Origin of the sequence: Chlamydia poikilotherma, from assembly GCF_900239975.1 — a bacterium.
GTDB classification, from domain to species: domain Bacteria; phylum Chlamydiota; class Chlamydiia; order Chlamydiales; family Chlamydiaceae; genus Chlamydia; species Chlamydia poikilotherma.
On the sequence record NZ_LS992154.1, the window covers coordinates 593,742 to 616,504 of the forward strand.

Consider the following 22,763-nt stretch of genomic DNA (forward strand, 5'->3'; position numbering starts at 1 on the left):
AAGTTTTTCGCTGGAGTAGCTCAATTGGCAGAGCATTCGATTTGTAATCGAACGGTTGAGGGTTCAAGTCCTTTCTCCAGCATTTTTTGGGGGTGTCGCATAGCGGTCAATTGCATCGGACTGTAAATCCGACTCCTTACGGATACGTTGGTTCAAATCCAGCCACCCCCAACCTCTTTTTTATTCCCTTCTCTTTTTTATTACCAATTTAATTATTAAAAGTTAATTTATTTTAAAATAAATAAACTAAACATATTAAAATTGACCAATATTTTATTATCTGATTTTTATTAGAAAAAATTGGAATAATAAAATAATAAATGAATACTTCTAATTCTAATGATAATAATGACTGCTATTTCTATGTAGATTCTACTTTAGAAGGTAACGTTGTTGCCGGAAATGTACAAACGAACGACACCAAAGCTGATTCGATAGTTTCTACAAATAGCTTTTCTGTAACAGCACCAGGGCATGCTTCTTTCAAAGGAGCCATAAATGTTTCCGGTCTTACATCAGCTACTTCACTTAACATACAGAATCAACAGGGGAATGCTTCTATAGATTTGCATGGCAATAGACTGAGTAACGTAGCTCGACCTACTCATGATTCTTCACCAGTTCCAGCAAATTACATACGTTCACCTGAATATTTTTTCTGCTCACTTGCTGAATTCGGAAGAATCAATGTTAATACAGCGGATCCTATTCAGATTATAGGTCCAGATAGAACGGTGTATCAATCACAAAATATTTTTTCTCATATAAGGTTCGTTGATTACAAAAAAGGAAGCAATTCCAAAGTTAGACATCCAGGAACTCGCTGGGTACAATTACTCAGCAAAGGGGTCTATATGATAGATTACGGAATTAATAAGCGTTGGGGCTGGAACAACGGCTGGGGAGGAGATATTTACCTAGAAAACGCTGCTGGTATCGTTTATAGCAAAAACAATATCTATAGCGGGGGAGGTTATGCAGACCAAGCAGCTTTAAGCACATCAATACATTTCACACATGTTCCCTCAGATCCGAATGCCAACGTTTCTAATTCGAATAACGTAGGAAAATCTCTATTCTCTGCACGTTTGATAGAAAATACTGCGGTATTAACCGGGTTCTATTTCGGTCTCATTTTTTACCCAGAGGATCGCTCATAGCCATGAACAATAAAAATAACGATATTTTAAGCTCTACCCCAGCAAATCCAGATAATAAAACTGTGGAAGCAGATGCAACAGGGGTAAAAGATCAAAATCTCTATTTAAACAATGCCACATTAAATATTGAGGGGAAATTAAACATCGAAGATCAGTTTAATGCTGACTCACTGACTGTACAAAAAGATGTCAACTCAAATTGTGATTTCTTTATCGGTGGAAATCTTTCGGGAGAAGATAGTTGCTCATTAAAAGAAACTATCCTTAACGGAAGTATTACCGTCACATCTAATTCTAGTACACAACCGCTTTTTAATAATATCGCGGATCCTGTTTCCCAACGTGATGCTATCACATTTAATTATTATAAAAAGAGTTGTGTTCAAGCTTACACTTGTTTTATAGATCATCGTGGCACATTTAGTCTCAAAAAAGATTCCTTAGTATATTTAAAAACACAATCTTCAAAGGATTTTGAAAATTACACCCCAATGTATCGAAACTATTTTTATGTTGATCCACAACATATTCGAATTCGAAGTCCAGGTATCTATCAGGTAACTTTTGAAATAACAAGAATGGGTGGACAACACTCTGGAAATGATGAGGTAAATTTATTCTTAAGATTAAATTCAGGTGGACAATCTGAGAATTTATGTACAGCAGATACTCGTGGACATTACAGGACAGATAGAACGTGCACCTCTCTATACGCCATTTTCTCTATTACAGATGTACCTAGTTCCAATTTACCCTCGGTCAGTGTCTTTACAGGGGGACATATAAACAGTATGTTTTCCTCTGTAAGCGTAATTTGGTTCCCATTTGCAGCAAGATTTTCCGAGGAGGATTAAAACACTATGTCAACACCTAAAACTAATATCAGCTTCCCTACATTTGTTCGTTTTAATATCTACTCTAAAGACTTATCAAATGACAAAAAAACCCGAGCTCTTACTGTAAAGGATAACATAACATCAAAGAACACCACTGTTACTAATCTGACTTGCACTGCAGGAAAACTTAACTGCAGTCAAGATCTATTTGTCGGTGGAAATATGAATATTAAAATTGGAGCTAATCAAAAGATAGATTTCTACGGAAGAGTAAATCTAACAAACCATACTGTGAGATATGCCAATGGACTTAGTAATAATCAGGAGTATAACCAGCAGTATGTTTCCTATGGACGCTTTAAACAAACAAGAACCTCTGTTTCTATGCGTTCAGGAACTTCAGGGGGACATGTAAAAACAGGAGATGTAAAGGGGGGGCCTTGGGATATTCCTTGGAATAGATTTGATCTGCAAACTAGTCAGATGGAAATTCCTAATTTCTATATTAGCTCAGGTAAACCTGCAGAATTACACTTTCAAGCAAGTTCATCTAATCCCAAGCTTTTCCGAATTACAGTCATTATGGCAAAACATAGAGGATGGTTAGATAATGGAATAGGCGGCGAGTGTCTCTTAATGGCCGTAGTTGGAGGAAGGAAGATATTTTTACAAGGTTCTACATGTTCATCAACAAGTTACTACAGAGCTAAACCTATGAAATGGGTTGCAACTACATACTTTGCCACACAAAATGGGTTCTTCGTATTGAGAAACTTAAGTTATTGGTGGCGTGCTGCTTCATTTTCTTGGAATGTAGTTCAGCTACCTTATTTTAGATAAAATATTGAACTACAATTTTGCCCGGTAAAACTTATTCTCCGGGCACTTTTTTTATTACTCGACCAACAAGATCATAACCTACATAACCTGTAATCTCGATTAAATAACGCTCTCCGAATCCTGAAACCAAACGCGCTTCATTAACAATAATACAAGGATCAACTTCAGGAGCTTGTCCATAAAAACGAGCTGTTAATAAGAGTTCGCTATCAGGGTGATATCCATCAATAACAGCCTCAACAATCTGTCCAACAAGTTGTTTGTTATGCCTCTCGACATTTTTCTTTTGTATTTGAGAAAGAATCTTGAGCCTTTTTGATTTTACTCTCTGAGGTATTTGCTCAGGCATTTTCGCAGCTACAGAACCTTCTTCTTGAGAATAAGAAAATATTCCCAAATTATCGATCCATCCTTCACCAACAAAATCTACAAGATCTTGAAACTCCTCATCGGTCTCTCCAGGAAAACCGACGATAAATGAAGAGCGGATATAAATATGTGGAATACGTGTGCGTAGCTTAGTTAATAAATCTAAAATTTGTTCTTTAGATGTTGTTCTCAACATATTTTTTAAAACGCGATTATTAATATGTTGTAGAGGAATATCCACATAGGGGAGTAAACGAGGATCGCTTTCCATAAGATCAATAATCGTGTCATCAACTTCATCGGGATATAGATAGAGCATACGAATCCAATAATCCCCAGGCTCTTTGAGCATCTCCTTTAATACACTGTCCAAACAAGATTTGCGGTCTGTTGAGAGATCTTTACCATAATCACCCAAATCCTGAGCAATTAAAATGATCTCTTTAACCCCCATCTTTAATAATAGGCGAAATTCTTTAATAATTTGATCTAGGGATTTACTTCTTAAACCGCCCTTAATCGTTGGAATAATGCAAAAAGCACAACGTTTACGACATCCCTCAGCTATTTTTAAATAAGCATAGTGCTTGGGCGTTGATAGTTTTCTAGGGATCTCTCCCATTTCCAAATAACTTTTCGAAGATAACTTTTCTCCTGCTTCCTTAGATTCAATCGCAGATAGGATATGTTCTACATCTCCAGAACCTAAAACATAATGTATATAGGGAAGCCACGGCTTTAATTCCTCTTTGTGCTTAGATACCATACAACCAGTTAATATAATCTTCGCATCTTCTTTTTTTGCTTTAATTATACGTTGAAGATAATCTATGGATTCATCCCGAGCTGCTTTTAAAAAAGCACAGGTATTCAAAATTAAATAATCAGCTTCCTGAAGCATTTCTGTAGCTTCATAACCGGCTTTCAATAAGATGCCGAGCATTACCTCACTGTCTACAAGATTTCTAGAACATCCCAAACTAATAAAATGAATTTTATTTTTTGAAGTTGCCTGGTTAAAAAAAACCTGTTCTTTAGTCGCCATGAAAATTCTCTTCTAAATTATGGGGAAGTTTTCTTGATTCTTTTTGAAAATAAATATAGTATCATAAGCGATTTATCATTTTCTTAAAAGGATTCATCAATGGCTAGTAAGAATCGTGAAATCATTAAATTAAAAAGTTCTGAAAGTTCCGATATGTACTGGACTGTTAAAAACAAAAGAAAAACAACAGGTCGACTAGAACTCAAAAAATATGATAGAAAACTGCGTAGGCACGTAATTTTCAAAGAAGCTAAGTAAAATATTTTATTTACCTGCTAGCTTCTATTCTAAGTTGTTGAGTAGGTCATGAAATTAGAACTTCTAATCGCTTTTAAGTATCTAATACCAAGAAAGAAAAGATTATCTTCTGCCGTTGTTTCTATATTTTCAATAGGCATCATTTCTTTAGTCACTTGGTTATCCATTGTTTTTATTTCCGTAATTTATGGTTTAGAACAGCGTTGGATTCATGATCTTTCCCAGCTTCATTCCCCAATAAAAATCTCACCCTCAGCTGTATATTACGATTCTTACTACTATCAAGTAGATAGGCATGCGGATCTTTCACAATATACAACAAAGACTATAAGAGAAAAACTCGCTTCACCTTTTATAGATCCTTATGATCCAGATTTAGATTACTCTCTTCCTGAAAATTTCCCAATACCTGATACAACTCCAAATGGAGAGTTAAAGGATCCTGTAAAAATAGTCTTCGAATCTCTCACTCCTTATCTAAATCAAAATCAAGCACAGCTTTTGGAATTTGAAGAAGGTATTGGTTACGTGCAAATGGATAGGATTATAAATCCTAGTAAATCAGAATCTCGAACATTTTCCCAATTTGTTGCTTATCACTCAGATAAGATTTATAAAGACAGGGTGCTTCCGTATGATCATACGGATTATAGCTCTGAGATTTTAAACCTCTTCAACAATTCTAATGAAGGTTGGGGAAAGGATTTTGAGAATTTACAAAATATTTATCGGGGATCTTCTGTCATTCTTCCCACTAACTATCGTGATATAGGCTATAGAGTAGGGGATAAGGGTAATCTTAGTATTTTCTCTCCAGAGACTCAAAAGGAAATTCAACATCCCGTATATGTTATTGGATTCTATAATCCTGGGTTATCTCCCATGGGCAGTAAGATTGTGTTCATTGATATGGATTTAGCTTCGCTAATTCGCTCAGAATCTACGGGATTAGGAATGCATAACGGCCTGCATGTTTTCTTCCCTAGTACTAAGCAAATAAATCCAATTAAAAATCAGATTCAAACTATTTTAAATCAAGCCGATGTAGATCAATATTGGGAAGTATCATCTCTTTATGATTATCAGTATTTCAAGCCTATTTTAGATCAGCTTCGTAGTGATCAGGTACTATTTTTATTGGTTTCTATTATTATCTTGATCGTTGCCTGTTCGAATGTGGTGACTATGTCGATTCTTCTAGTAAATAATAAGAAAAAAGAAATAGGAATCCTTAAAGCTATGGGAACACCTTCGCGTAGCTTAAAGGTTATCTTCAGTTTTTGTGGAGCACTTTCTGGAGCAATTGGTGCAGTTCTTGGAACAACTTTTGCAATTATAACAATGAAGAATCTCTCTTTAATTACCCGTGGGTTAAGTTATTTACAAGGCAGAGAAGCTTTTAACTCCACATTCTTTGGTCAAGGTCTGCCTCAGGAAATCCATATCCCAACAATTGTTATACTAGGATTAGGAACCCTAATTTTAGCGGCTATTTCCGGAGCTTTGCCAGCAAGGAAAGTTGCTAAAATGCATGTCTCGGATATTTTAAAAGCGGAATAATCATGCCACCTCTTATTCAAGCGAAAAATCTTTCCAAAATCGTTCAACAAAGCAATCAAAATATTGAGATATTACGCAATATAAGCTTCGACTTACATCCTGGAGAAGTGGTTGCTATCACAGGAGCCTCAGGAAATGGGAAAAGCACGCTCCTACATTTGTTGGGGACATTAGATACACCGTCATCCGGCGAACTTCTTTTTTTTGGCAAGGAGAAGGAAAATTATAATCTTTCTCAGCTTAGAAACCAGCATATTGGTTTTATCTTCCAAAACTTCTATCTCTTAGAAGATGATACTGTAATCAAAAACATCTTAATGCCTGCAAGTATTGCTCGAAAAAGTATTTCTAAAGGATCTTCAGCTTATAAAAAAGCCTTACAATTGATAGAATCTGTAGGCTTATCTCATAGAATACACTCACGATGTTGCAATCTATCAGGAGGAGAAAAACAACGTGTGGCTATTGCTAGAGCATTAATAAACGATCCATCAATTTTACTCGCAGACGAACCTTCAGGAAATTTAGACGATCAAACTTCACAATACATTCATAATCTTCTTTTATCTCAATCACATGATTCACGTGGAGTGCTTATTGTAACGCATAATAAGCAACTCGCACGTCAATGCCACCGTGAAGCGATTTTACAAAATGGAGAACTCTTTTTCTAATATCATTCTTTTTTTGCTCCCGTAGACACGTCTAAAGTATATCTAGGAGGATGCTTTAGAAGAATCTCTTCACTTAATAGATCTATAGATGTGTGATAACGCGATTGTCTGTTAAAATATTTAAGAAGTCTATTTTCAGGATTTCTTATTTCTCCCATAAAAATAGATTCCTTTTTCAACCCTAAGTTATCAAAATCCTTCCAAGTTAAAAGAGAAATCAAAGGTTCATATAAATGATGCCTTTCATCGGAAACTTCTCCAAGACAAGGAACGGCAAATTTGCGTACGCCTTGTTTATTCCCATCAAGAGCACACAGAAAATCCCAATTCTCAAAATCTAATGATTTAATTAAACATAGCTGTTCCCAAGAAACACCATGTATACATAATTCCAACAGAGAGTTTTGAATTCCTTTAAAAAATCTTGTAATGTCAATACCTAAATTTTCATCGCCTTGTCTTACCACCTCTAAACAAGCATCTGATATTCTATGTTTTATTGCTTCTAGCTCCTCATTTTCCCAATCTTCATTACGAACATATAAACAGCATGTATTAAAATCCTCTCTAGTTATTTTCTGAGCGATAAAATGGGTATTTTTTAAAAAAATAGTTTCGGCATTCTTACAACCTCCTGCTCTTCCTAACCAATAAGACGCTATTTCTTCACGAGATAGATTAGCAAGCCCTCCAGCAGGAACATTTGGAGCTATTTCTATAAATTTCTTTAACCAATATATAGGACAGTTTTTAGTTAATACAGTATCTAAAGGAACAAGCTCTCTTTGTTCAAGACCATCTGTAAATTTAGAAATTCCATATTTATTTAAGTCTGTCCTTAACTTTTTAGGGAAAGCTACTAAATATTTATCGAAAGAAATATCCTGATCTTTAACCGCTTCTTCTAAGCCGTGGAGCAATAAACGTGTTTCCTGAATAGTAAGTTGTTTTTTCTGAATGAAATCACAAAAAGCTTCGGGATAATTTTCCTTAAAAACTGCCTTAAATCCCTCAGGCATATTCTTTCTTAAGTAATTTGTTAAGATTGTAAAAATAAATAGCGCGAGAGCCAAACCACCAAAAATTCCAGCCCAAATGAATCCTATAGGAGTGGCCATAATAATTGCAGGAATAATTGCTAAAATCAAACTAATGGAAGAAATAACAGCCATAATAATGGCTACAGTCAAACGATCTTGAATGCGCTTATCAAACGAATAAGAAGCATGGCATCGGCAATCATTTTTAAAAAGAGAATGTAAAATAATTCCTGACATAATAAGCACCCTAGGACACGCAGATTTTGATAATTAAAATTATGATTGAGCTTCTATGAATTAGGATTGAAAGAATCCTATAACAAGGTGTCTGTAAGCACACGAACGGAAATCGAAGTGTGTTCTTTATCTCAGGTAGTATAGCAATCAGATAGTTCTACTAAAAACTTTATTGTAATGATCCTGTGTTTTGCTTATTATAACCTTGTAAATAAGGTTCTTAAAAAAGACAAAGATAATAGCTGTCATCTCATTCTGTAAAATAAAGAAATAAATCCATCTTATTTAGAGTGATGACATTTAATAGCCCATGAATCTAAGAGGAACGCCTTCCTGCGGTTCTCTAAGCATGATAAAGTGGATTTGATTTACCTTTCAAAAAATGATCAATTTATATTAATTATCTTTTGGAAATATGCCTGAAGATTGCTTTTGTTGCTTTTTATTTGGAAAAAAAATTGCACAGATTTATAATTCTTTCTTCTGATAAGGCGGTTATATTACTATGGAAAAAAGAAAAGACACGAAAACAACCATTGCTAAAGCATCTGATGCTCAGAATAAGTCTTGGTATGTTATCGATGCTACAGGCAAAACCTTGGGAAGACTTTCTTCAGAGGTGGCAAAAATCTTGCGGGGCAAACACAAAGTAACTTATACGCCTCACATAGCAATGGGTGATGGTGTTATCGTTATCAATGCTGAAAAAGTGCATTTAACAGGCGCTAAGAAAGGTCAAAAAATATATCGATACTATACAGGATATATTTCAGGAATGCGTGAAATTCCTTTTGAAAATATGTTAGCTAAAAAACCATCTTATATTATCGAGCACGCAATTAAAGGTATGATGCCCAAAACTCGCTTGGGTAAACGTCAGTTGAAATCTCTAAGAATATTAAAAGGAGATTCCTACAAGACATTCGAAGCTCAGAAGCCGATTTTATTAGATGTTTAATTTGGGGTAAGTTGTGGTAAAAAGTACAATAGAAGAATCAGTAGCTACTGGAAGAAGAAAACAAGCGGTATCTAGCGTTCGCCTTCGTCCAGGAACTGGTAAGATTAATGTAAATGGAAAAGCTTTTGATGAATATTTTCCTTTGGAAATTCAAAGAGTTACCATTCTTTCCCCATTAATGAAAGTTCTTGGAAACATTAATGAATTTGATCTAGTTATCCGTATAAATGGTGGTGGAATTCAAGGACAAGTAATTGCAACTCGCTTAGGGTTAGCAAGAGCTTTATTGAAAAAGAACGTTGATTCAAAACAAGAATTAAAAAGTCACGGTTTTCTTACTAGAGATCCTAGAAAGAAAGAACGTAAAAAATACGGACATAAGAAAGCACGTAAGAGCTTCCAATTCTCCAAACGATAAAGTCCGTTCTTTTTTATCAAAAGCAAGCGAGTTTATTTCTTACAATTCGCTTGCTTTTTTATTTTCTAAACCTACAACAATCTTAAAAATTCTTTAATTGATAGCTTATCTAAAAAAAGATCTTCCTTTTTCTAGGTATTCCGAAAAATGCTTTTCCTTGGTGATTCAGAGTTTGGAACCTATCTTTACTAAACTCTATATCTACTCCTAAAGAAAAATGTACAATCTTACCAAGAGTTTGAACTGCATGAATTAAACATGTTGAACTTTTCTTTAACATTACGTGAGAAATTTGTGTGTCTTGATCATTTTGAAGAAAAACAAAACCTCCGAGAGGAAGATCTTTAAAACCCTCAACTAAGTCACAATCTTTATATTGATCTCTAGCATTCCTAGGAATACTCAATCCATTCGCTTGAAATAGAATATTCACAAATCCTGAACAATCTAATCCATAATTTATAAGAGAGTGGTGAACACAACGTCCTCCCCATAGATAGGGAAGATCTAAAAAGCTCTCGGATTCTTTAAGTAAAAGATCGATAGATACTGGTGCACCACAAAAACGTACGTGATTGACATTACAAAAAGGAACTTCCTTATCAAAAGGACATCTCATTCCATTTTTAATTTCTTCAGGAAGGTTTACTTTACCTCGAGAATCTATCGATAACGGAGAACCATAGGGCAAGGGTATGTGCCATGGCTCTAAAAAAGCGTTAAAGGACTTAACAACCGCATTGGGTAGAATGTATTGAGTTAGGAAAGAAAATGAAGTTTTTGAAGATACCTGTTTAACTGGATAAGGACGCCAAATACCGTGATCACGAACCAATTGAGAGTAAGCGTAGTATGTATTCTTATTAAAAAGTAAACGCTCTCCAAAAAGTAATTGCGTCTCTAAATCACCATTTTTAGATGAAAGGTCTGAAACAGATGCATAAAGTTGATAGTGTTTCATCTTTCTTATCCATAGTAAAAATTTACTTGCAAATCTAGACTTTGATGGAAGATAGGATACTTTGGAAAACTTCATCAGGAGATACTTCAGAAGGAATACGTTTTAATTTTCCTAGATCTTCATAATAATTAATTAAAGGAGCTGTAGATTTTTCATAACTTTCTAATCTTTTATGAATAACCTCTAGATTGTCATCAGAACGACGAATTAACTTAATACGACACGTTGGGCATTCATTAAAACCTTGGCTTTGATTATATACGTAATTACATGAAGGGCAAATAAATCGAGAATGAATTCTACGAATAATCTCCTCATCAGAAACATCCAATTGTAGCACAAGGTAATCTGCATTAGATTTAACCAAGAAATCATTAAGAAAAACCGCCTGATCTAAAGTTCTTGGAAATCCATCGATAATACATCCACACTGACATTCTGGTTTGATTAGAGTCTCTTCTACAATCTCACAAACAAGATCGTTCGGAACGAGCAGACCCTTATCTATATATTCTGCAGCTTTGATTCCTAGGGGAGTCGCTGATTTTATAGCAGATCGAAAAAGATCTCCTGAACTAATGTGGGGGAGGCCCAGCTGATTAGCAAGACGTTGCGATTGTGTGCCCTTGCCTGACCCTGGAGGCCCCATAATAATATAAAAAATATTCTTTAGCATAACCGCCATCAAATCTTTGCCTACATAGGGCACTTACATAAAGGTGGGATCTTAATTGTTGTAAATGAGCATCAAAGAAATGCTATTTAATAAAACTTTTAGAAATTAAAAATACAGAAATAGGATAGGAAAATTACTCTCTATTTGCAATCAAATAATTTTTATAAAAATAACTCAACACCTTATGTTCATTTTCAAAATTATTTGAAATATAAAGGTTATCGGAAATATAATTCCTAGTTGATTTCATATTTGATTATTAAAAACAACTCATAATGGCAAATCCTATAGATAATCTTAATCCTAACAGGATGGTTTTAAATTTCTTAGATTCCATTACAACGAAGAACTCTATTTATGAAATCACAAAATATGAATACGGCCCCCTAGCTAAACTAATAGATTCTCAGTCTGTTGAGAATCTTGATGTCAATAATCTAGCGATCATAAATAATGTTTTCACTTTAGAAACATCTCCTCAATTTCAAAGAGAAATTCACCCTGCTGTACAGCTTGGGTCAGAATATTCGATAGACTCTTCTTCACAAGGAAGCTTTTGTTTTGACTTATCAGAAAATTCTAATCTTTTTCTCACGCTTATTCATGAACTCTGTTCTGTGATTAATGTTATCTATCAAAATACTATCGGTAGCGTAATAAGAAACACGATTAATATTTGCTCACTGGTGCAAAAGAGTTTCCTTTTCTATCGTAGTGAGAAGAGAATTATAAAATTCCTTAATGAAAGTAATAACATATCTTCGTTTAAACGAGGTGGGTATCTAGCTTCAGCAGCAGCTTTAAATCACGCTAGAAAATCTGCATTATCTTTACTTGCTTGGAAAATATTTTCTCTAGCTACAGCAATACTTTCAGTATTAGCCATTATAGCATTTGTTTTAGGATGTATATTTGCATTTAATTCTGGTGGCATTTTTTCGGATGTATTTTTTATGTCTCCGGCAGCATGGACACTGGGTGGAGGAGGGCTCGCCTTTCTTCTTTTAGGGATGCTTTCCATCCCATACGCTCACTGTAGCCATAACCGCCGAAAATCTGCAATTGATTCTATTCACCGTTCTCTCTTGTGTCTGCATATTAGCGAACAAATTCGTGTATCTGCTCAAGATTCTAATAATCTGGCTTCTATAGTAGCTAGAAATTGTTTGAGTCCCCACAGCGATCTTTTAGATCCTCAAGTCTTTCCTCTTTTCACTCCTTCTGAAGAATCGATGAGAGGGCGTAATATAGAGCACCCAGAACATGTACAGAGAACTAGAATAGAGGAGATCCCTACCTCTGTCCCAACTTCAACTTCTCATAGAGGAAGTTTGATGCCGTCGCCTCCTATTCCTCCTCCTTATGCAGAACTTCCGCCAACCTATGAAGAGGTTGTGAAAGAAGATAGAATAAGAAATCAAAGTAATAGAAATTAATACTTATCAAGTTTGAGGTTTTACTATGGCGTGTTATTTAACTTTCGGTAATGAAGATATTAGCGATTATTCAACTTCGCAAAAAGCTTCGTGCGTAGCTTTTGATCTCATTACATTTCCTGTAGTTTCTGTAATTGTGAGTATTTTAGCCTCGGCTATTTTACTTATAAAAATAATTGCCAAAACATTAAAATTCTTATTCCAGCTCATTACTGCTCGATGCAGAGGGGATGAGGAAGTATCTCTAAGACAAGCTTTTGGTGGATTAAGAACAGAAATGATCACCGAGCATTTAATACTTTTACCTTTAATAGGTTCTATTCTTCACGGATTGGCACTCGTTTCTAAAGCCGATCAAAATGGATATGCGGACCTAGGATCCTTAGATTCAGCTGTTTATTTTATGGAAAGTACGCCGGCATACTTGAACAATCTGATTAAATGGTAAAAAATTCTTAAAAAACCAAGAGATTGTAAAGATCTTGGTTTTTTTAATTAAAAATATAATCTTGAGATAAAAGTTGAAATAATTTATAATTCTGTCCTGGTATATTTAATATACATAAGAAATATGACAGCTACTTCTTTAAATAGTAAGCTTTTAGCATCTAACGAGGCTGCCCGAAGTGCGCTTGTAAACCTTACGGATCAAGGGTCTCTTGATTTTATAGAATTATCTCCGAATTCTCCGGCAAAACATTTTTTGCTCAACCGCTTTAAAGCGACCTCTGCATCAATAAATAAATTGGCTACAACGAGCTCTGCTTTGCAGCCTACAGGCACGGCTCCTGATGAAATAGAGCTAGCATTTGCCATGATGTCCACTTCAAATGCAGTGTGTCACTGTATTGAGCACATTCTTTGGATGCATGCTCTATCTAATTTATGTCGTGGTGGGGGATCAGGGAGCAATGCGGATTCTATCATTGTTGTTTTTGTTTGTAGTATTCTTGTTATTTTAATTTTAGCGATTTTTGGTTCTTCCTTAGGGTCAGCTATTTTAAGCTCTATGAAAATCCATAGTGCTTCTAAAGAGATCTTTAGATTAGAACGTACTAACAAAGATATTATCCACAGTTTAGTAGACTTCCGTATTAATGATGAGACTGGGGCCAGATCGAAATCTGCTGCTCTAATTAGTTTAGAAGCAAATAAAGAGTTAATTTCTGCCTACAAAAATTACAAAGCCTCTAAAATTGCCTTCTTGGTTTGTGCTATTATTTGCTCTATTGCTCTATTAGCATTAGCTGCGGGAGCTATATTAGGTATTTTCTTCTCGGGACCTCTAGCTGCTGCCGCTATTACTGCTGCTATTATTGGTTGTTGTGCTGGGGGAGGAGGCTTATTACTTATCGGATTGATAAGCTTTATGATTGCTTCCGTATACATGGCTAAAAAACAACAAGCCGCTGTTTTACATTTAAATAGCGCCACTCTCCATTCTATGGTTGCGGATCAAATCCTGAATAATCCTGATGAATACAAGAGAAACACGATCAGTCAGACGGTTGTGCAGCAGACTCTAGTAAAATATCCTCAAAAGCTATTTAATCAAACGGAACGCGCATATCTAAATATGGGACATTCCTCGCGCAGCGCGGAACACACATCTCCGTCCCCAAGCGCTCCTGCTTACTCGGATCATCCTCCTTCCTATTCTGATTGTTTAGCACTTCCACCGAGTTATGAAGAAGCAACAAGATCGGGATCGAATTAAGGAAGAAATTTTCTTGTCTTAGATTGGAAATGTAAATTTATAACTTAGATAACATCTAATTTATAAAGCGAGGAAATCGAGTCGAAATCTTTCGAATCATAAGCATCTACAGAAAGAATCCAAAATAAGGGAGTTTTCGCTTGTCCAATGAGCTCTATAGGATAAGGCTGTGACTGCTTATCTTTAGGGAAAAATATACTACTAACAATAGTTTTTTTATTCTCTCCTTGAACATAAACGACTATATGTTTCGCTTTGTCGACAACAGGTAAAGTAAGGGTCATTCTTTCAGTTTCTAATTGAGGAACTTTATTAAACACGACTAGACGCTCGTGTTCTTTTAAAGCTTGTGTATTTGGAAATAATGAAAGGGTGTGTCCATCTTCACCAAGCCCAAGCATAATCATATCAAAACTTGCTTCAGGAATTATAGACTCTATGAGATCCTGGTATTTTCTAGCTCCATCAGGATCTTCAGTTTCCATACGAAAAATCTGTTCCTCTGGAATATACAAATCCCGAAGAATGCTCATAGCCTCTCCGTAATTACTTTCGTAAGATGTATGAGGAACACTTCTTTCATCTCCCCAAAATAGAAAGATCTTTGTGGGATCAGAAATTTTTTCTTTATTTTTTACAATCTCTTTAAAAATTTCTAGGGGAGTCCTTCCTCCAGAAAGAGCAACGTAAAAAGCTCCTCGTTGTTTGATTGATTTATTAGCACTCGCTATCCAATCTTTACTTGCCAGATCAATGAATAATTCTGGTTTCTTTATGAGGAGGAGTTTATTTGTATCGTTAAAGTTAACTAATGTTGCCATAATCGTCTCAAAATAAAGTTAAGTTACAGGGGGCGCCAACTTCTTCCGTCTGCTTGTAGTAGTTTCTCTGCTTCCTTAGGGCCTGAAGACCCAGCAACATAATTAGGGAAATACACATCAGAGGAATCTTGCTCCCAGCGCTTTAGAATCGGTGTAAATAGTTTCCAAGAATCCATAACCTCATCGCTACAGGTAAATAAAATCCTATCACCTAGAATACAATCGCAAAGCAATCTTTCATAAGCTTCTGGCGCCGTTGTTTTAAAATAAGTATCATAGCGAAAATCCATTTTCACAGGACGTACAATATTATTCATTCCAGGAACTTTACAGTTAAATTTTAGTGCAACGCCTTCATCTGGTTGTATACGGATAATTAAAAGATCGTTTTCTACAGGACATACGGGACAAGATTCAGATTCAAATAAAGTGGAGTAGGATTTTTTGAAAATGATAGAAATATCTGTAGAACGTTTGGAAAGACGTTTTCCTGCTCGAAGATAAAAAGGAACTCCCAACCAACGCGGGTTGTCGATAAACATCTTTAATGCTACATAGGTCTCCACCATAGAATCTGGGGCCACATTTTCTTCTTCATGATAGCCAAGAACAGATACACCTTGCACTTCTCCAGGACCATATTGACCACGGACAACATCTTCTTTAGAGAATGGATGTACTTTTTTAAGAATATTGATTTTCTCTTTTTTGATTTCTTCGGAATTGAATATTGAAGGGGGTTCCATGGTTAATAGGCAAAGTAACTGCATCATATGGTTTTGCACCATATCACGAAGCATTCCCGATTTTTCAAAGAAGTTACCTCGGGTACCTATGCCTATAGATTCGCTAACACTAATTTGCACATGATCAATGTATTGGGAGTTCCAACAAGATTCAAATAGAGTATTAGCAAAACGTATCGTAAGGATATTTTGTACAGTTTCTTTCCCTAGATAATGGTCTATGCGATAGACAGAATCCTCATCTAGATTATCGTCTATATACTTTTGCAGTTCTTCAGCGCTTTGTAGGTCGACACCGAAAGGTTTTTCTATAATTACACGCGACCAAGGTTTACCTTCTCCTTGATCATGATAGAAAAGGTTGTGTTTGTTAATGTTTTCAATAATTTCGGGGAAGTAATCTGGGGGTGTTGATAGATAAAATAGACGGTTCCCTTGTGTCCCGTATTTCTTATCGATATCTTCAAGTCTCTCTTTCAATGAAGCATAGCCTTCCGAAGAAGAGAAGTTTGATTCGTGATAAAATATACGGGATTCAAATTCTTCCCAAATACGAATATCAAGCTCTTGAGCACGTGAAAAATTTTGTATTGCTTGCTTCATTTCTTCGCGAAATTGTTCATGGCTTTTCTTTCTCCTAGCAAAGCCTACACAAACAAAATTTTCAGACAGCCTTCCCTCTTTAATCAGATGATACAATGCTGGAAATAACTTTCGTGCTGTAAGATCTCCGGTAGCACCAAAGATCACCATGACACAGGGGGGACATGGGGGCAAAGTTCTCCCACCATCTTTATTTTCATTACTTGTCATTTCCATCGTGCTTAAGGCCTCGTGACATAGCTAAAAATGCATAGAATAACAAAAAAAGAATAAAAATAACCACGAAGAAACTTACTTATTTCTATATGAGAATTTAAATTAAATTCATATCGGCAAGAAGACGAACCTGTTTAGGATCCAAAGATCTAGAATCGTCTCTCATATTAATAGACAGACTTTTAGAATTCTGAAAACCTGTACATCCGTGAAATAATGTGGAGGAAATAGTGAAGGGATTTTTCTATCTATAAGGGGGATTACGGTGCTTTAACGTAGCGAAAATCCACGACTCCTGTAGGAGAAAAATTAAAATTCGACAGCTTTTTATTTAATGCGAAATGAAAAGCATCATGATAAATCGGCTCGATAATATGGAAAGTTTCTAAATATAGAGATGCTTGTGAAATTAGTTCGTTACGCTTTTTTAGATCCCTTTCTTCTTGAATAGTTGTTAAGAGTGTCATGAAATCTTTATGGTTCAATACATAGGGGGGCACTCCCGAGGGATGAGCAAAAATTGTTAGAAATGCCATAGGATCAGAGAAATCCGCGAACCATCCTCCTGTAGCTAATGAGAAATGTCCTGAGGCTAATTCCGTTTGTAAGAGAGCAAATTCTTTTCCTGCTATAGGAATAGAAAATCCCAAGATATCTTTCCATTGCTCACGAATCATCTGAACAAGTAAAGCACTTGCAGAAGAACCTGCGGGGAAGACTAGGGAATGACTCTCTAAATCTTTCGCTGAGATATTTAGCTCTTCTAAAGACTCTCGGAAGAGTTTTTTAGCTAGATATCTGCGTTGTTCTTTAGAAGGAAGTTCTAAACTTGGGTAGGTGTGTAAACTATTTGGCAGTAGATGCTGGGCAGGCTTCGCTCTATCCAAAAATATTGTAGAAACCAACGATTCTTTATCTAAAGCTAAAGAAAGAGCTTTTCTTAGCTTAGTATGGTTAAGAGGAAATTTATTCACATTAAAAGTTAACCAAGAAGTTCCTGCAACATCGAATGAATGGAGACTTCCTTTAGATTGTAGACGTGATAGAGTTTCTGTCGGGATACGCTCTCCCCAAGGAGGACCTTGCCAATGCAGCTTACCCTGATTAAATAATAAAGCAGCAGTATTTGCATCAGGGATAAAATGGACAGTGATTGTTTGAGTTTTAACTTGTTCTTGATTGTAGTAGTAAGGGTTTTTCTCTAAACGCAACCACTGCTTTTGTTTAATTTTTTTAGGATAAAAGGCGCTACTAGCAATAGGTAAAACCAATTGTGACTGTCGTTGAGCTTTATGAACAGGGAAAAAAATAGGCAAAGCTAAAAGCTTTAAAAAATGTGAGGTTGGGGATTCTAATTCGATAATTAATGTTTTATCATCTTTAGCATGAAAACCTACGTCCTCTTTAGAGAGTATTCCCTGCTGGATTTTCTTAATATTTTTAATAGAATCGAAAGCAAAGTTATAGACTCCTGAAACTTCTTGATTTACAACTTGTTTCCAAGAAGCAATAAAATCTTCAGCAGTTAGGGGATCACCATTACTCCAATATGCTTGCCTTAGATGAAAGATATATGTCTTTCCGTCATCGGATAGAGAATAGCTTTCTGCGAGTGCAGGTTCTAAATTTCCGGTATGAGTATTTTCCTGAACTAATCCCTCATAAATATGCTTAATTAAATTAATATCAGAAAGCAAACGGACTTCGCGAGGATCTAAAGATCTCGGATCGTCTTTCATATTTATAGAGAGATGATCTTGTGATTTGCGAAAATTTTTACATCCATGAAGCGTTAAGGAAGAAGAGATAAGGAAGCTGAGACAGATTCCCAACGATATCTTGCGCATGGAGTAATTCCTAAAGTAGTTTTTTCTGACAGAAACAGTTCTCGTCCTAATCCTGCTATCATGGCAGCATTATCGGTACATAACTTAGAAGAAGGAAAGTATAAAGGCAAATTTAGAGTGCCTTTCAATAAGTTTTGGAAATACCTATTGTTTGCTACTCCCCCTCCGACAAGTATCGATCTGCACGAAAATTTTTTTACAATATTAGGAAGTTTTTGTGCAATGGTCATGAAAGCAGCTTTTTGAAAAGACGCTGCAATATTATTTTTTTCGCTTTCAGAAAGCTCTGGAAGAGGTGTCCGATTATTACTATTATTGCCCTTAATTGCATAAAGAACGGCGGTTTTTAATCCGCTAAAAGATAAATCATATCCAGGAACTTTAGAAGGAGAAAAAGGGAAGGATTCCTCACATCCAAGAAATGCAATTTTTTCTATTAAAGAGCCTCCGGGATAAGGAAGTCCAAGGAATCGTGCCACCTTATCAAAAGTCTCTCCTATAGCGTCATCTCGAGTTTTCCCTATTAACTTGTAAGTTAAAGGATCTTTCATTAAAAACATAGCTGTATGGGCTCCAGAAACCACTAATCCTAAAGCAGGGAATTCCACATTTTCTGCTTCCATATGGGCTGCGTAAAGATGCGCTTCGACATGATTAACACCGACAACCGGTTTTTGGCATCCTATAGCTAAACCTTTTGCAAAGTTCACGCCTATAGCTAAGGAACCTATTAGTCCTGGTGTATTTGTTACTGCAATAAGATCAATATCCTCTAAAGAAACTCCTGACTCTTTTAAAGCAGATTCCACAACAGAAGGGAGTACCTTTAAATGAGCTCGAGAGGCTAATTCCGGAACAACTCCTCCATAAGATGCGTGATCTTCTTGTGAAGAGATTACATTAGCTATGATTTGTGCGTTAGTGTCTACTAAAGCACACGCTGTCTCATCACAAGAGCTTTCCAACCCAAGGGTAAGCATAAAAACCAAAGAAAAATATAAACCAGTGCTCTATAGTAAAGTGGTCTTCTGAATATCAGCAAGGAAAACTTCAAGAGGCAAAATGAAAAAAAATGTAGCAGTTGACGAAGCTTTAAAAGAAATTTTAAATAAAGAAGGAGCTTCAACTCAGGAAGAAATTTGCGAAAAACTCTCTTCTCTAGGGATTGCAATGACACAATCTTCCGTATCTCGTTGGTTAAGAAAGGTCCACGCAATAAAAATTCCTGGGGAAAAGGGCGCACGCTACTCTCTTCCTCCTTCAATAGACGAGTCTAACATTAAACATTTGGTTGTTTCTATTCGTCATAATTCTTCTCTAATCGTTATCCGGACAGCTCCGGGATCTGCTTCATGGATAGCAGGCTTAATTGACAACAAGTTTTCAGAAAACATCTTAGGAACTTTAGCTGGAGATGATACGATTTTTATTACACTCATCTCAGAGTCAATGATTTCCTTGATAGTCAAAGACATAGAAAACTTCTTGCTAGTTTTTTCGGATTAAGCGCATGATTATGCTTTAAGAGTAAATAAATATGCATAGCTGATTTATGGAACATGTGGCTGCTACAGTAAAGGTGCTATTACGTGGTTGTGGATATACGTTATTTGTTAGCGGAATTTCCATACTCTGTGGCTCCTTATTAGGTTTAATTATCGGAACAATCACATCGCGTTATTTTCCATGTCGCATTACACGATGCTTAGGGAATCTCTATGTTACGGTAATTCGAGGCACGCCACTATTCATTCAAATTCTTATATTTTATTTTGGTCTTCCTTCTATTATTAGGCTGGATCCTACACCACTAATGGCGGGACTAATTGCTTTAAGTATCAATTCCTCTGCTTATCTCGCAGAAAATATCCGTGGGGGAATCAATGCTCTATCTGTAGGCCAATGGGAATCCGCTAAAGTTTTAGGCTATAAAAAGTCGCAGATTTTCGTGTATATTATCTATCCACAAGTTTTTAAAAATATCCTGCCCTCATTAACAAATGAGTTTGTTGCCTTGATTAAAGAAAGTAGTATTTTGATGGTTGTGGGCGTTCCAGAACTTACTAAAGTAAGTAAGGATATCGTTTCTAGAGAGCTAAATCCAATGGAAATGTATAGCATCTGCGCTGGTTTGTATTTGCTTATGACATCTTTGTTTTCTTATATCGCTAGATTGTTAGAAAGAAGGAGTGGTTATGACTGTTAAGGTAAGAAATCTTGCTTATTCGATAAATGATAAACATATTTTATCAAAAGTATCATTCTCTCTAGAGGAAGGGCATATTACACTCTTTGTTGGCAAGAGCGGTTCTGGGAAAACAACCATATTACGTGCTCTTGTAGGATTGGTGGAGCCTTCAAGTGGAGATGTCTCTATAGAAGGAGAGACTCCAGCACTAGTTTTCCAACAACCCGAGCTTTTCCCACATATGACAGTTTTAGATAACTGTATGCATCCTCAAATGATCGTAAAGCATAGAAGTAAAGAAGAGGCTAAAGACAAGGCTTTTGATCTTTTAAAACTTTTAGACATTGAAGACATTGCCACAAGCTATCCTCCTCATCTTTCTGGAGGACAAAAACAACGTGTCGCTATAGTCCGCTCTCTATGTATGGATAAACGTACATTACTTTTTGACGAGCCTACATCCGCATTAGATCCTTTTTCAACTTCTGCCTTTAGACGCCTTCTTGAATCCTTAAGAGATCAAAACCTTACATTAGGTGTCTCTACTCACGACATGCACTTTGTTCAGGGATGTTTAGATCGTGTTTATCTTGTGGATCATGGGGAAATTGTTAGCACGTACGATAAACGTTATGGAGCTTTAGAGAGTGATCATCCTCTCAATCTCTATTTAAATTCTGCACGATAAATATTTGTAATAAACAGCTGCAAAAATGCAGCTGTTTCCTAGTACTTAGTAACGTTTCCAGCTACACGAGTAGGCAGCTTGTACAATATAAAGATCTTGAGGAGATGCTCCTTCCTGATGATTTTCTAAATATATCGACACACCACCACAGTTTTCCGGAATAGTAAATACCCGAGAATTTCCAGGAGCTAACTCTACTATATCGTAGCTATGTCCTCCTATCATCATGGTTCCTGTATGATGTAGAGGTATCTCCACATAGCTTGTATTACTTTGAAGTTCTTCCTTATCATTCCAAAAGGCGTAATCATAATGGCTTTTCAATTTGATGCTGGGATGTTTGCATTCCAGGATCGAGGGGATCAGTGCCTTAAGAGTCAAATCCCAAGTATAGATTCCGGGATATTTCCCGTATAAAATGTTATCATCTAATACAAAACAATGCTGCTCCTCTCTAGATAAGAGATATTTTAAAGAATTTATAGGGAATTTCCCTGAGAATGAAGAACTTCTTGCTCGCCAAGTAAATCCTAATATTCCTTGAGAAAGCAATTCTAAGGGAAGAGGGTAATCTACCTCATGACTCAATCCTGTTGAATAAAGAAGATTGGTTTCTATATCCGTAATTTGAGGTGATGCTATAGTTTCTATGGTTCCTTCTGAAAGAGATCGCGTTTCTAAATAACGCTCGAGATAATCCAAGGATATTGCATCAGACCGTTCTTTAGGATTTGCTAATCCTGTAATTCTATAACCATCCATATCTACAATACCACGAAATTTCCCTCCAGATACTGGCATCATTTGAAAGTTAAAAGTTGTTATCGAATTATCGTGGCTTTTGGTTTTTTCATATGTTTCATTAAGCTTATTGACTATAGGACGTAATTGTGTGCCCACATATCCCACCGATGCTGCATGAGAATCTTTAGGATTCTTAGGAGTTGCCAATCCTAAAATCGTATGATTATTCATATCAATATTGCCTGTGAGCATCCCTCCAGACAGAGGCAAAAATTTCTGATAGATCTCTATCAAAACTGCCTGGACAAGATAACTGTCATCATTGAGTGAGTCATCTATTCCTTCTTCAACAAGAGTCTTTAAACCCTTCAATTCTTCTAAAAGACTATGAAGGGAGAGTTTTATAAGACTCATATCCGTTTCTAAATCCTGAACTTTCTCATCTGTTTTTTTTGTATATAAACAATCAATATCCTCAGTATGTTTTGTTAAAATTGTCTTAATCTCTTGAATGTCTGTGTGAATCTTATTGAGATCTAAATTCAAAGGATCCTGTGAATTTCCCTTTATCTTTTCTACCATTGTTATTGTTTTTTGAATCATAGAAGCTAAGGGCTCATTCTTATTGTTAGCTGTAGGGTTAAAGAAAGAGTTTCGCTTTCTCATAGTTTTATCCTATGCAAATAATTAATTATAATCTGCACATTAATAAAATAATTTTAATT

The 22,763-nt window shown here is 35.9% G+C and carries 23 protein-coding genes and 2 tRNA genes; 16 read left to right on the forward strand and 9 right to left on the reverse strand.

Going from position 1 to position 22,763, the window contains the following annotated elements; genetic code table 11:
- The first annotated feature begins 9 nt into the window (after positions 1-9).
- From C10C_RS02670 to C10C_RS02690, 5 genes are all read left to right on the forward strand, one after another.
- Positions 10-82, forward strand: a tRNA-Thr gene (locus C10C_RS02670).
- Positions 83-88: 6 nt separating this feature from the next.
- Positions 89-171 (forward strand) — tRNA-Tyr (locus C10C_RS02675).
- Between the two features lie 149 nt (positions 172-320).
- Positions 321-1,160 (forward strand): hypothetical protein, encoded by an 840-nt coding sequence (locus C10C_RS02680; protein ID WP_117274313.1) that lies wholly within the window; start codon positions 321-323, stop codon positions 1,158-1,160.
- Positions 1,161-1,162: 2 nt separating this feature from the next.
- Complete coding sequence (locus C10C_RS02685; protein WP_117274314.1) at positions 1,163-2,014, forward strand: hypothetical protein; 852 nt, start codon at positions 1,163-1,165, stop codon at positions 2,012-2,014.
- A 6-nt stretch (positions 2,015-2,020) separates the two neighbouring features.
- On the forward strand, positions 2,021-2,836 hold the full coding sequence (locus C10C_RS02690; RefSeq protein WP_117274315.1) for a hypothetical protein: 816 nt from the start codon (positions 2,021-2,023) through the stop codon (positions 2,834-2,836).
- A gap of 31 nt (positions 2,837-2,867) precedes the next feature.
- Here C10C_RS02690 and rimO read toward each other — a convergent pair whose 3' ends face one another.
- Positions 2,868-4,250, reverse strand: coding sequence for a 30S ribosomal protein S12 methylthiotransferase RimO (gene rimO, locus C10C_RS02695; protein ID WP_117274316.1), 1,383 nt, complete (start codon positions 4,248-4,250; stop codon positions 2,868-2,870).
- 99 nt (positions 4,251-4,349) lie between these two features.
- On the opposite strand from rimO, the gene rpmG reads away from it, so the two are divergent.
- Genes rpmG through C10C_RS02710 form a run of 3 tightly spaced genes read left to right on the forward strand, consistent with a single transcriptional unit; the run spans position 4,350 to position 6,742 of the window.
- A complete protein-coding gene (gene rpmG / locus C10C_RS02700) occupies positions 4,350-4,508 on the forward strand; it encodes a 50S ribosomal protein L33 (RefSeq protein ID WP_006343203.1) in 159 nt (52 codons plus the stop codon).
- Positions 4,509-4,556: 48 nt separating this feature from the next.
- A complete protein-coding gene (locus tag C10C_RS02705) occupies positions 4,557-6,068 on the forward strand; it encodes an ABC transporter permease (RefSeq protein WP_117274317.1) in 1,512 nt (503 codons plus the stop codon).
- Positions 6,069-6,070: 2 nt separating this feature from the next.
- Positions 6,071-6,742: an ABC transporter ATP-binding protein gene (locus tag C10C_RS02710; protein WP_117274318.1), complete on the forward strand. Its 672-nt coding sequence runs from the start codon at positions 6,071-6,073 to the stop codon at positions 6,740-6,742.
- Between the two features lie 2 nt (positions 6,743-6,744).
- Here the strand turns inward: C10C_RS02710 and C10C_RS02715 are convergent, their stop codons facing one another.
- Positions 6,745-8,019, reverse strand: a complete 1,275-nt coding sequence (locus tag C10C_RS02715; RefSeq protein WP_117274319.1) for a DUF1389 domain-containing protein — start codon at positions 8,017-8,019, stop codon at positions 6,745-6,747.
- Positions 8,020-8,524: 505 nt separating this feature from the next.
- On the opposite strand from C10C_RS02715, the gene rplM reads away from it, so the two are divergent.
- Together rplM and rpsI are read left to right on the forward strand one after the other, a co-directional pair.
- Complete coding sequence (rplM, locus tag C10C_RS02720; protein ID WP_117274320.1) at positions 8,525-8,977, forward strand: 50S ribosomal protein L13; 453 nt, start codon at positions 8,525-8,527, stop codon at positions 8,975-8,977.
- Between the two features lie 13 nt (positions 8,978-8,990).
- Positions 8,991-9,395: a 30S ribosomal protein S9 gene (rpsI, locus tag C10C_RS02725; protein ID WP_117274321.1), complete on the forward strand. Its 405-nt coding sequence runs from the start codon at positions 8,991-8,993 to the stop codon at positions 9,393-9,395.
- Between the two features lie 109 nt (positions 9,396-9,504).
- Here rpsI and C10C_RS02730 read toward each other — a convergent pair whose 3' ends face one another.
- Positions 9,505-10,356 carry a C40 family peptidase gene (locus tag C10C_RS02730; protein ID WP_117274322.1) on the reverse strand — a complete coding sequence of 284 codons (852 nt, stop codon included), beginning with the start codon at positions 10,354-10,356 and terminating at the stop codon, positions 9,505-9,507.
- 34 nt (positions 10,357-10,390) lie between these two features.
- On the reverse strand, positions 10,391-11,032 hold the full coding sequence (locus C10C_RS02735; RefSeq protein WP_117274766.1) for an adenylate kinase: 642 nt from the start codon (positions 11,030-11,032) through the stop codon (positions 10,391-10,393).
- 275 nt (positions 11,033-11,307) lie between these two features.
- Between C10C_RS02735 and garD (C10C_RS02740) the strand changes: the two genes are divergently transcribed.
- From garD (C10C_RS02740) to garD (C10C_RS02750), 3 genes are all read left to right on the forward strand, one after another.
- On the forward strand, positions 11,308-12,468 hold the full coding sequence (garD, locus tag C10C_RS02740) for an inclusion membrane protein GarD (RefSeq protein WP_117274323.1): 1,161 nt from the start codon (positions 11,308-11,310) through the stop codon (positions 12,466-12,468).
- A 25-nt stretch (positions 12,469-12,493) separates the two neighbouring features.
- The gene (locus tag C10C_RS02745) at positions 12,494-12,916 is read left to right on the forward strand and encodes a hypothetical protein (protein ID WP_117274324.1); all 423 of its coding nucleotides are present in this window, start codon (positions 12,494-12,496) and stop codon (positions 12,914-12,916) included.
- A 123-nt stretch (positions 12,917-13,039) separates the two neighbouring features.
- Positions 13,040-14,185, forward strand: coding sequence for an inclusion membrane protein GarD (garD, locus tag C10C_RS02750; RefSeq protein WP_117274325.1), 1,146 nt, complete (start codon positions 13,040-13,042; stop codon positions 14,183-14,185).
- Positions 14,186-14,229: 44 nt separating this feature from the next.
- On the opposite strand, the gene pgl is transcribed toward garD (C10C_RS02750), so the two are convergent.
- From pgl to tsaD, 4 genes are all read right to left on the reverse strand, one after another.
- A complete protein-coding gene (gene pgl, locus C10C_RS02755) occupies positions 14,230-15,006 on the reverse strand; it encodes a 6-phosphogluconolactonase (RefSeq protein ID WP_117274326.1) in 777 nt (258 codons plus the stop codon).
- Positions 15,007-15,029: 23 nt separating this feature from the next.
- A complete protein-coding gene (gene zwf, locus C10C_RS02760) occupies positions 15,030-16,571 on the reverse strand; it encodes a glucose-6-phosphate dehydrogenase (protein WP_117274327.1) in 1,542 nt (513 codons plus the stop codon).
- A gap of 260 nt (positions 16,572-16,831) precedes the next feature.
- The gene (locus tag C10C_RS02765) at positions 16,832-18,418 is read right to left on the reverse strand and encodes a peptide ABC transporter substrate-binding protein (RefSeq protein ID WP_117274328.1); all 1,587 of its coding nucleotides are present in this window, start codon (positions 18,416-18,418) and stop codon (positions 16,832-16,834) included.
- The gene (gene tsaD / locus C10C_RS02770; RefSeq protein ID WP_117274329.1) at positions 18,364-19,398 is read right to left on the reverse strand and encodes a tRNA (adenosine(37)-N6)-threonylcarbamoyltransferase complex transferase subunit TsaD; all 1,035 of its coding nucleotides are present in this window, start codon (positions 19,396-19,398) and stop codon (positions 18,364-18,366) included. The genes C10C_RS02765 and tsaD overlap by 55 nt, the downstream gene beginning before the upstream one ends.
- An 82-nt stretch (positions 19,399-19,480) precedes the next feature.
- Here tsaD and argR point away from each other — a divergent pair, with 82 nt between their 5' ends.
- Genes argR through C10C_RS02785 form a run of 3 tightly spaced genes read left to right on the forward strand, consistent with a single transcriptional unit; the run spans position 19,481 to position 21,294 of the window.
- Positions 19,481-19,924, forward strand: a complete 444-nt coding sequence (gene argR, locus C10C_RS02775; RefSeq protein ID WP_117274330.1) for an arginine repressor — start codon at positions 19,481-19,483, stop codon at positions 19,922-19,924.
- A gap of 46 nt (positions 19,925-19,970) precedes the next feature.
- Positions 19,971-20,624 (forward strand): amino acid ABC transporter permease, encoded by a 654-nt coding sequence (locus tag C10C_RS02780; RefSeq protein ID WP_117274331.1) that lies wholly within the window; start codon positions 19,971-19,973, stop codon positions 20,622-20,624.
- Positions 20,614-21,294 (forward strand): ATP-binding cassette domain-containing protein, encoded by a 681-nt coding sequence (locus C10C_RS02785; protein ID WP_117274332.1) that lies wholly within the window; start codon positions 20,614-20,616, stop codon positions 21,292-21,294. Before C10C_RS02780 ends, C10C_RS02785 begins: the two co-directional genes overlap by 11 nt.
- A 45-nt stretch (positions 21,295-21,339) precedes the next feature.
- Here C10C_RS02785 and C10C_RS02790 read toward each other — a convergent pair whose 3' ends face one another.
- Positions 21,340-22,704, reverse strand: coding sequence for a hypothetical protein (locus C10C_RS02790; protein ID WP_117274333.1), 1,365 nt, complete (start codon positions 22,702-22,704; stop codon positions 21,340-21,342).
- Positions 22,705-22,763 lie beyond the last annotated feature (59 nt).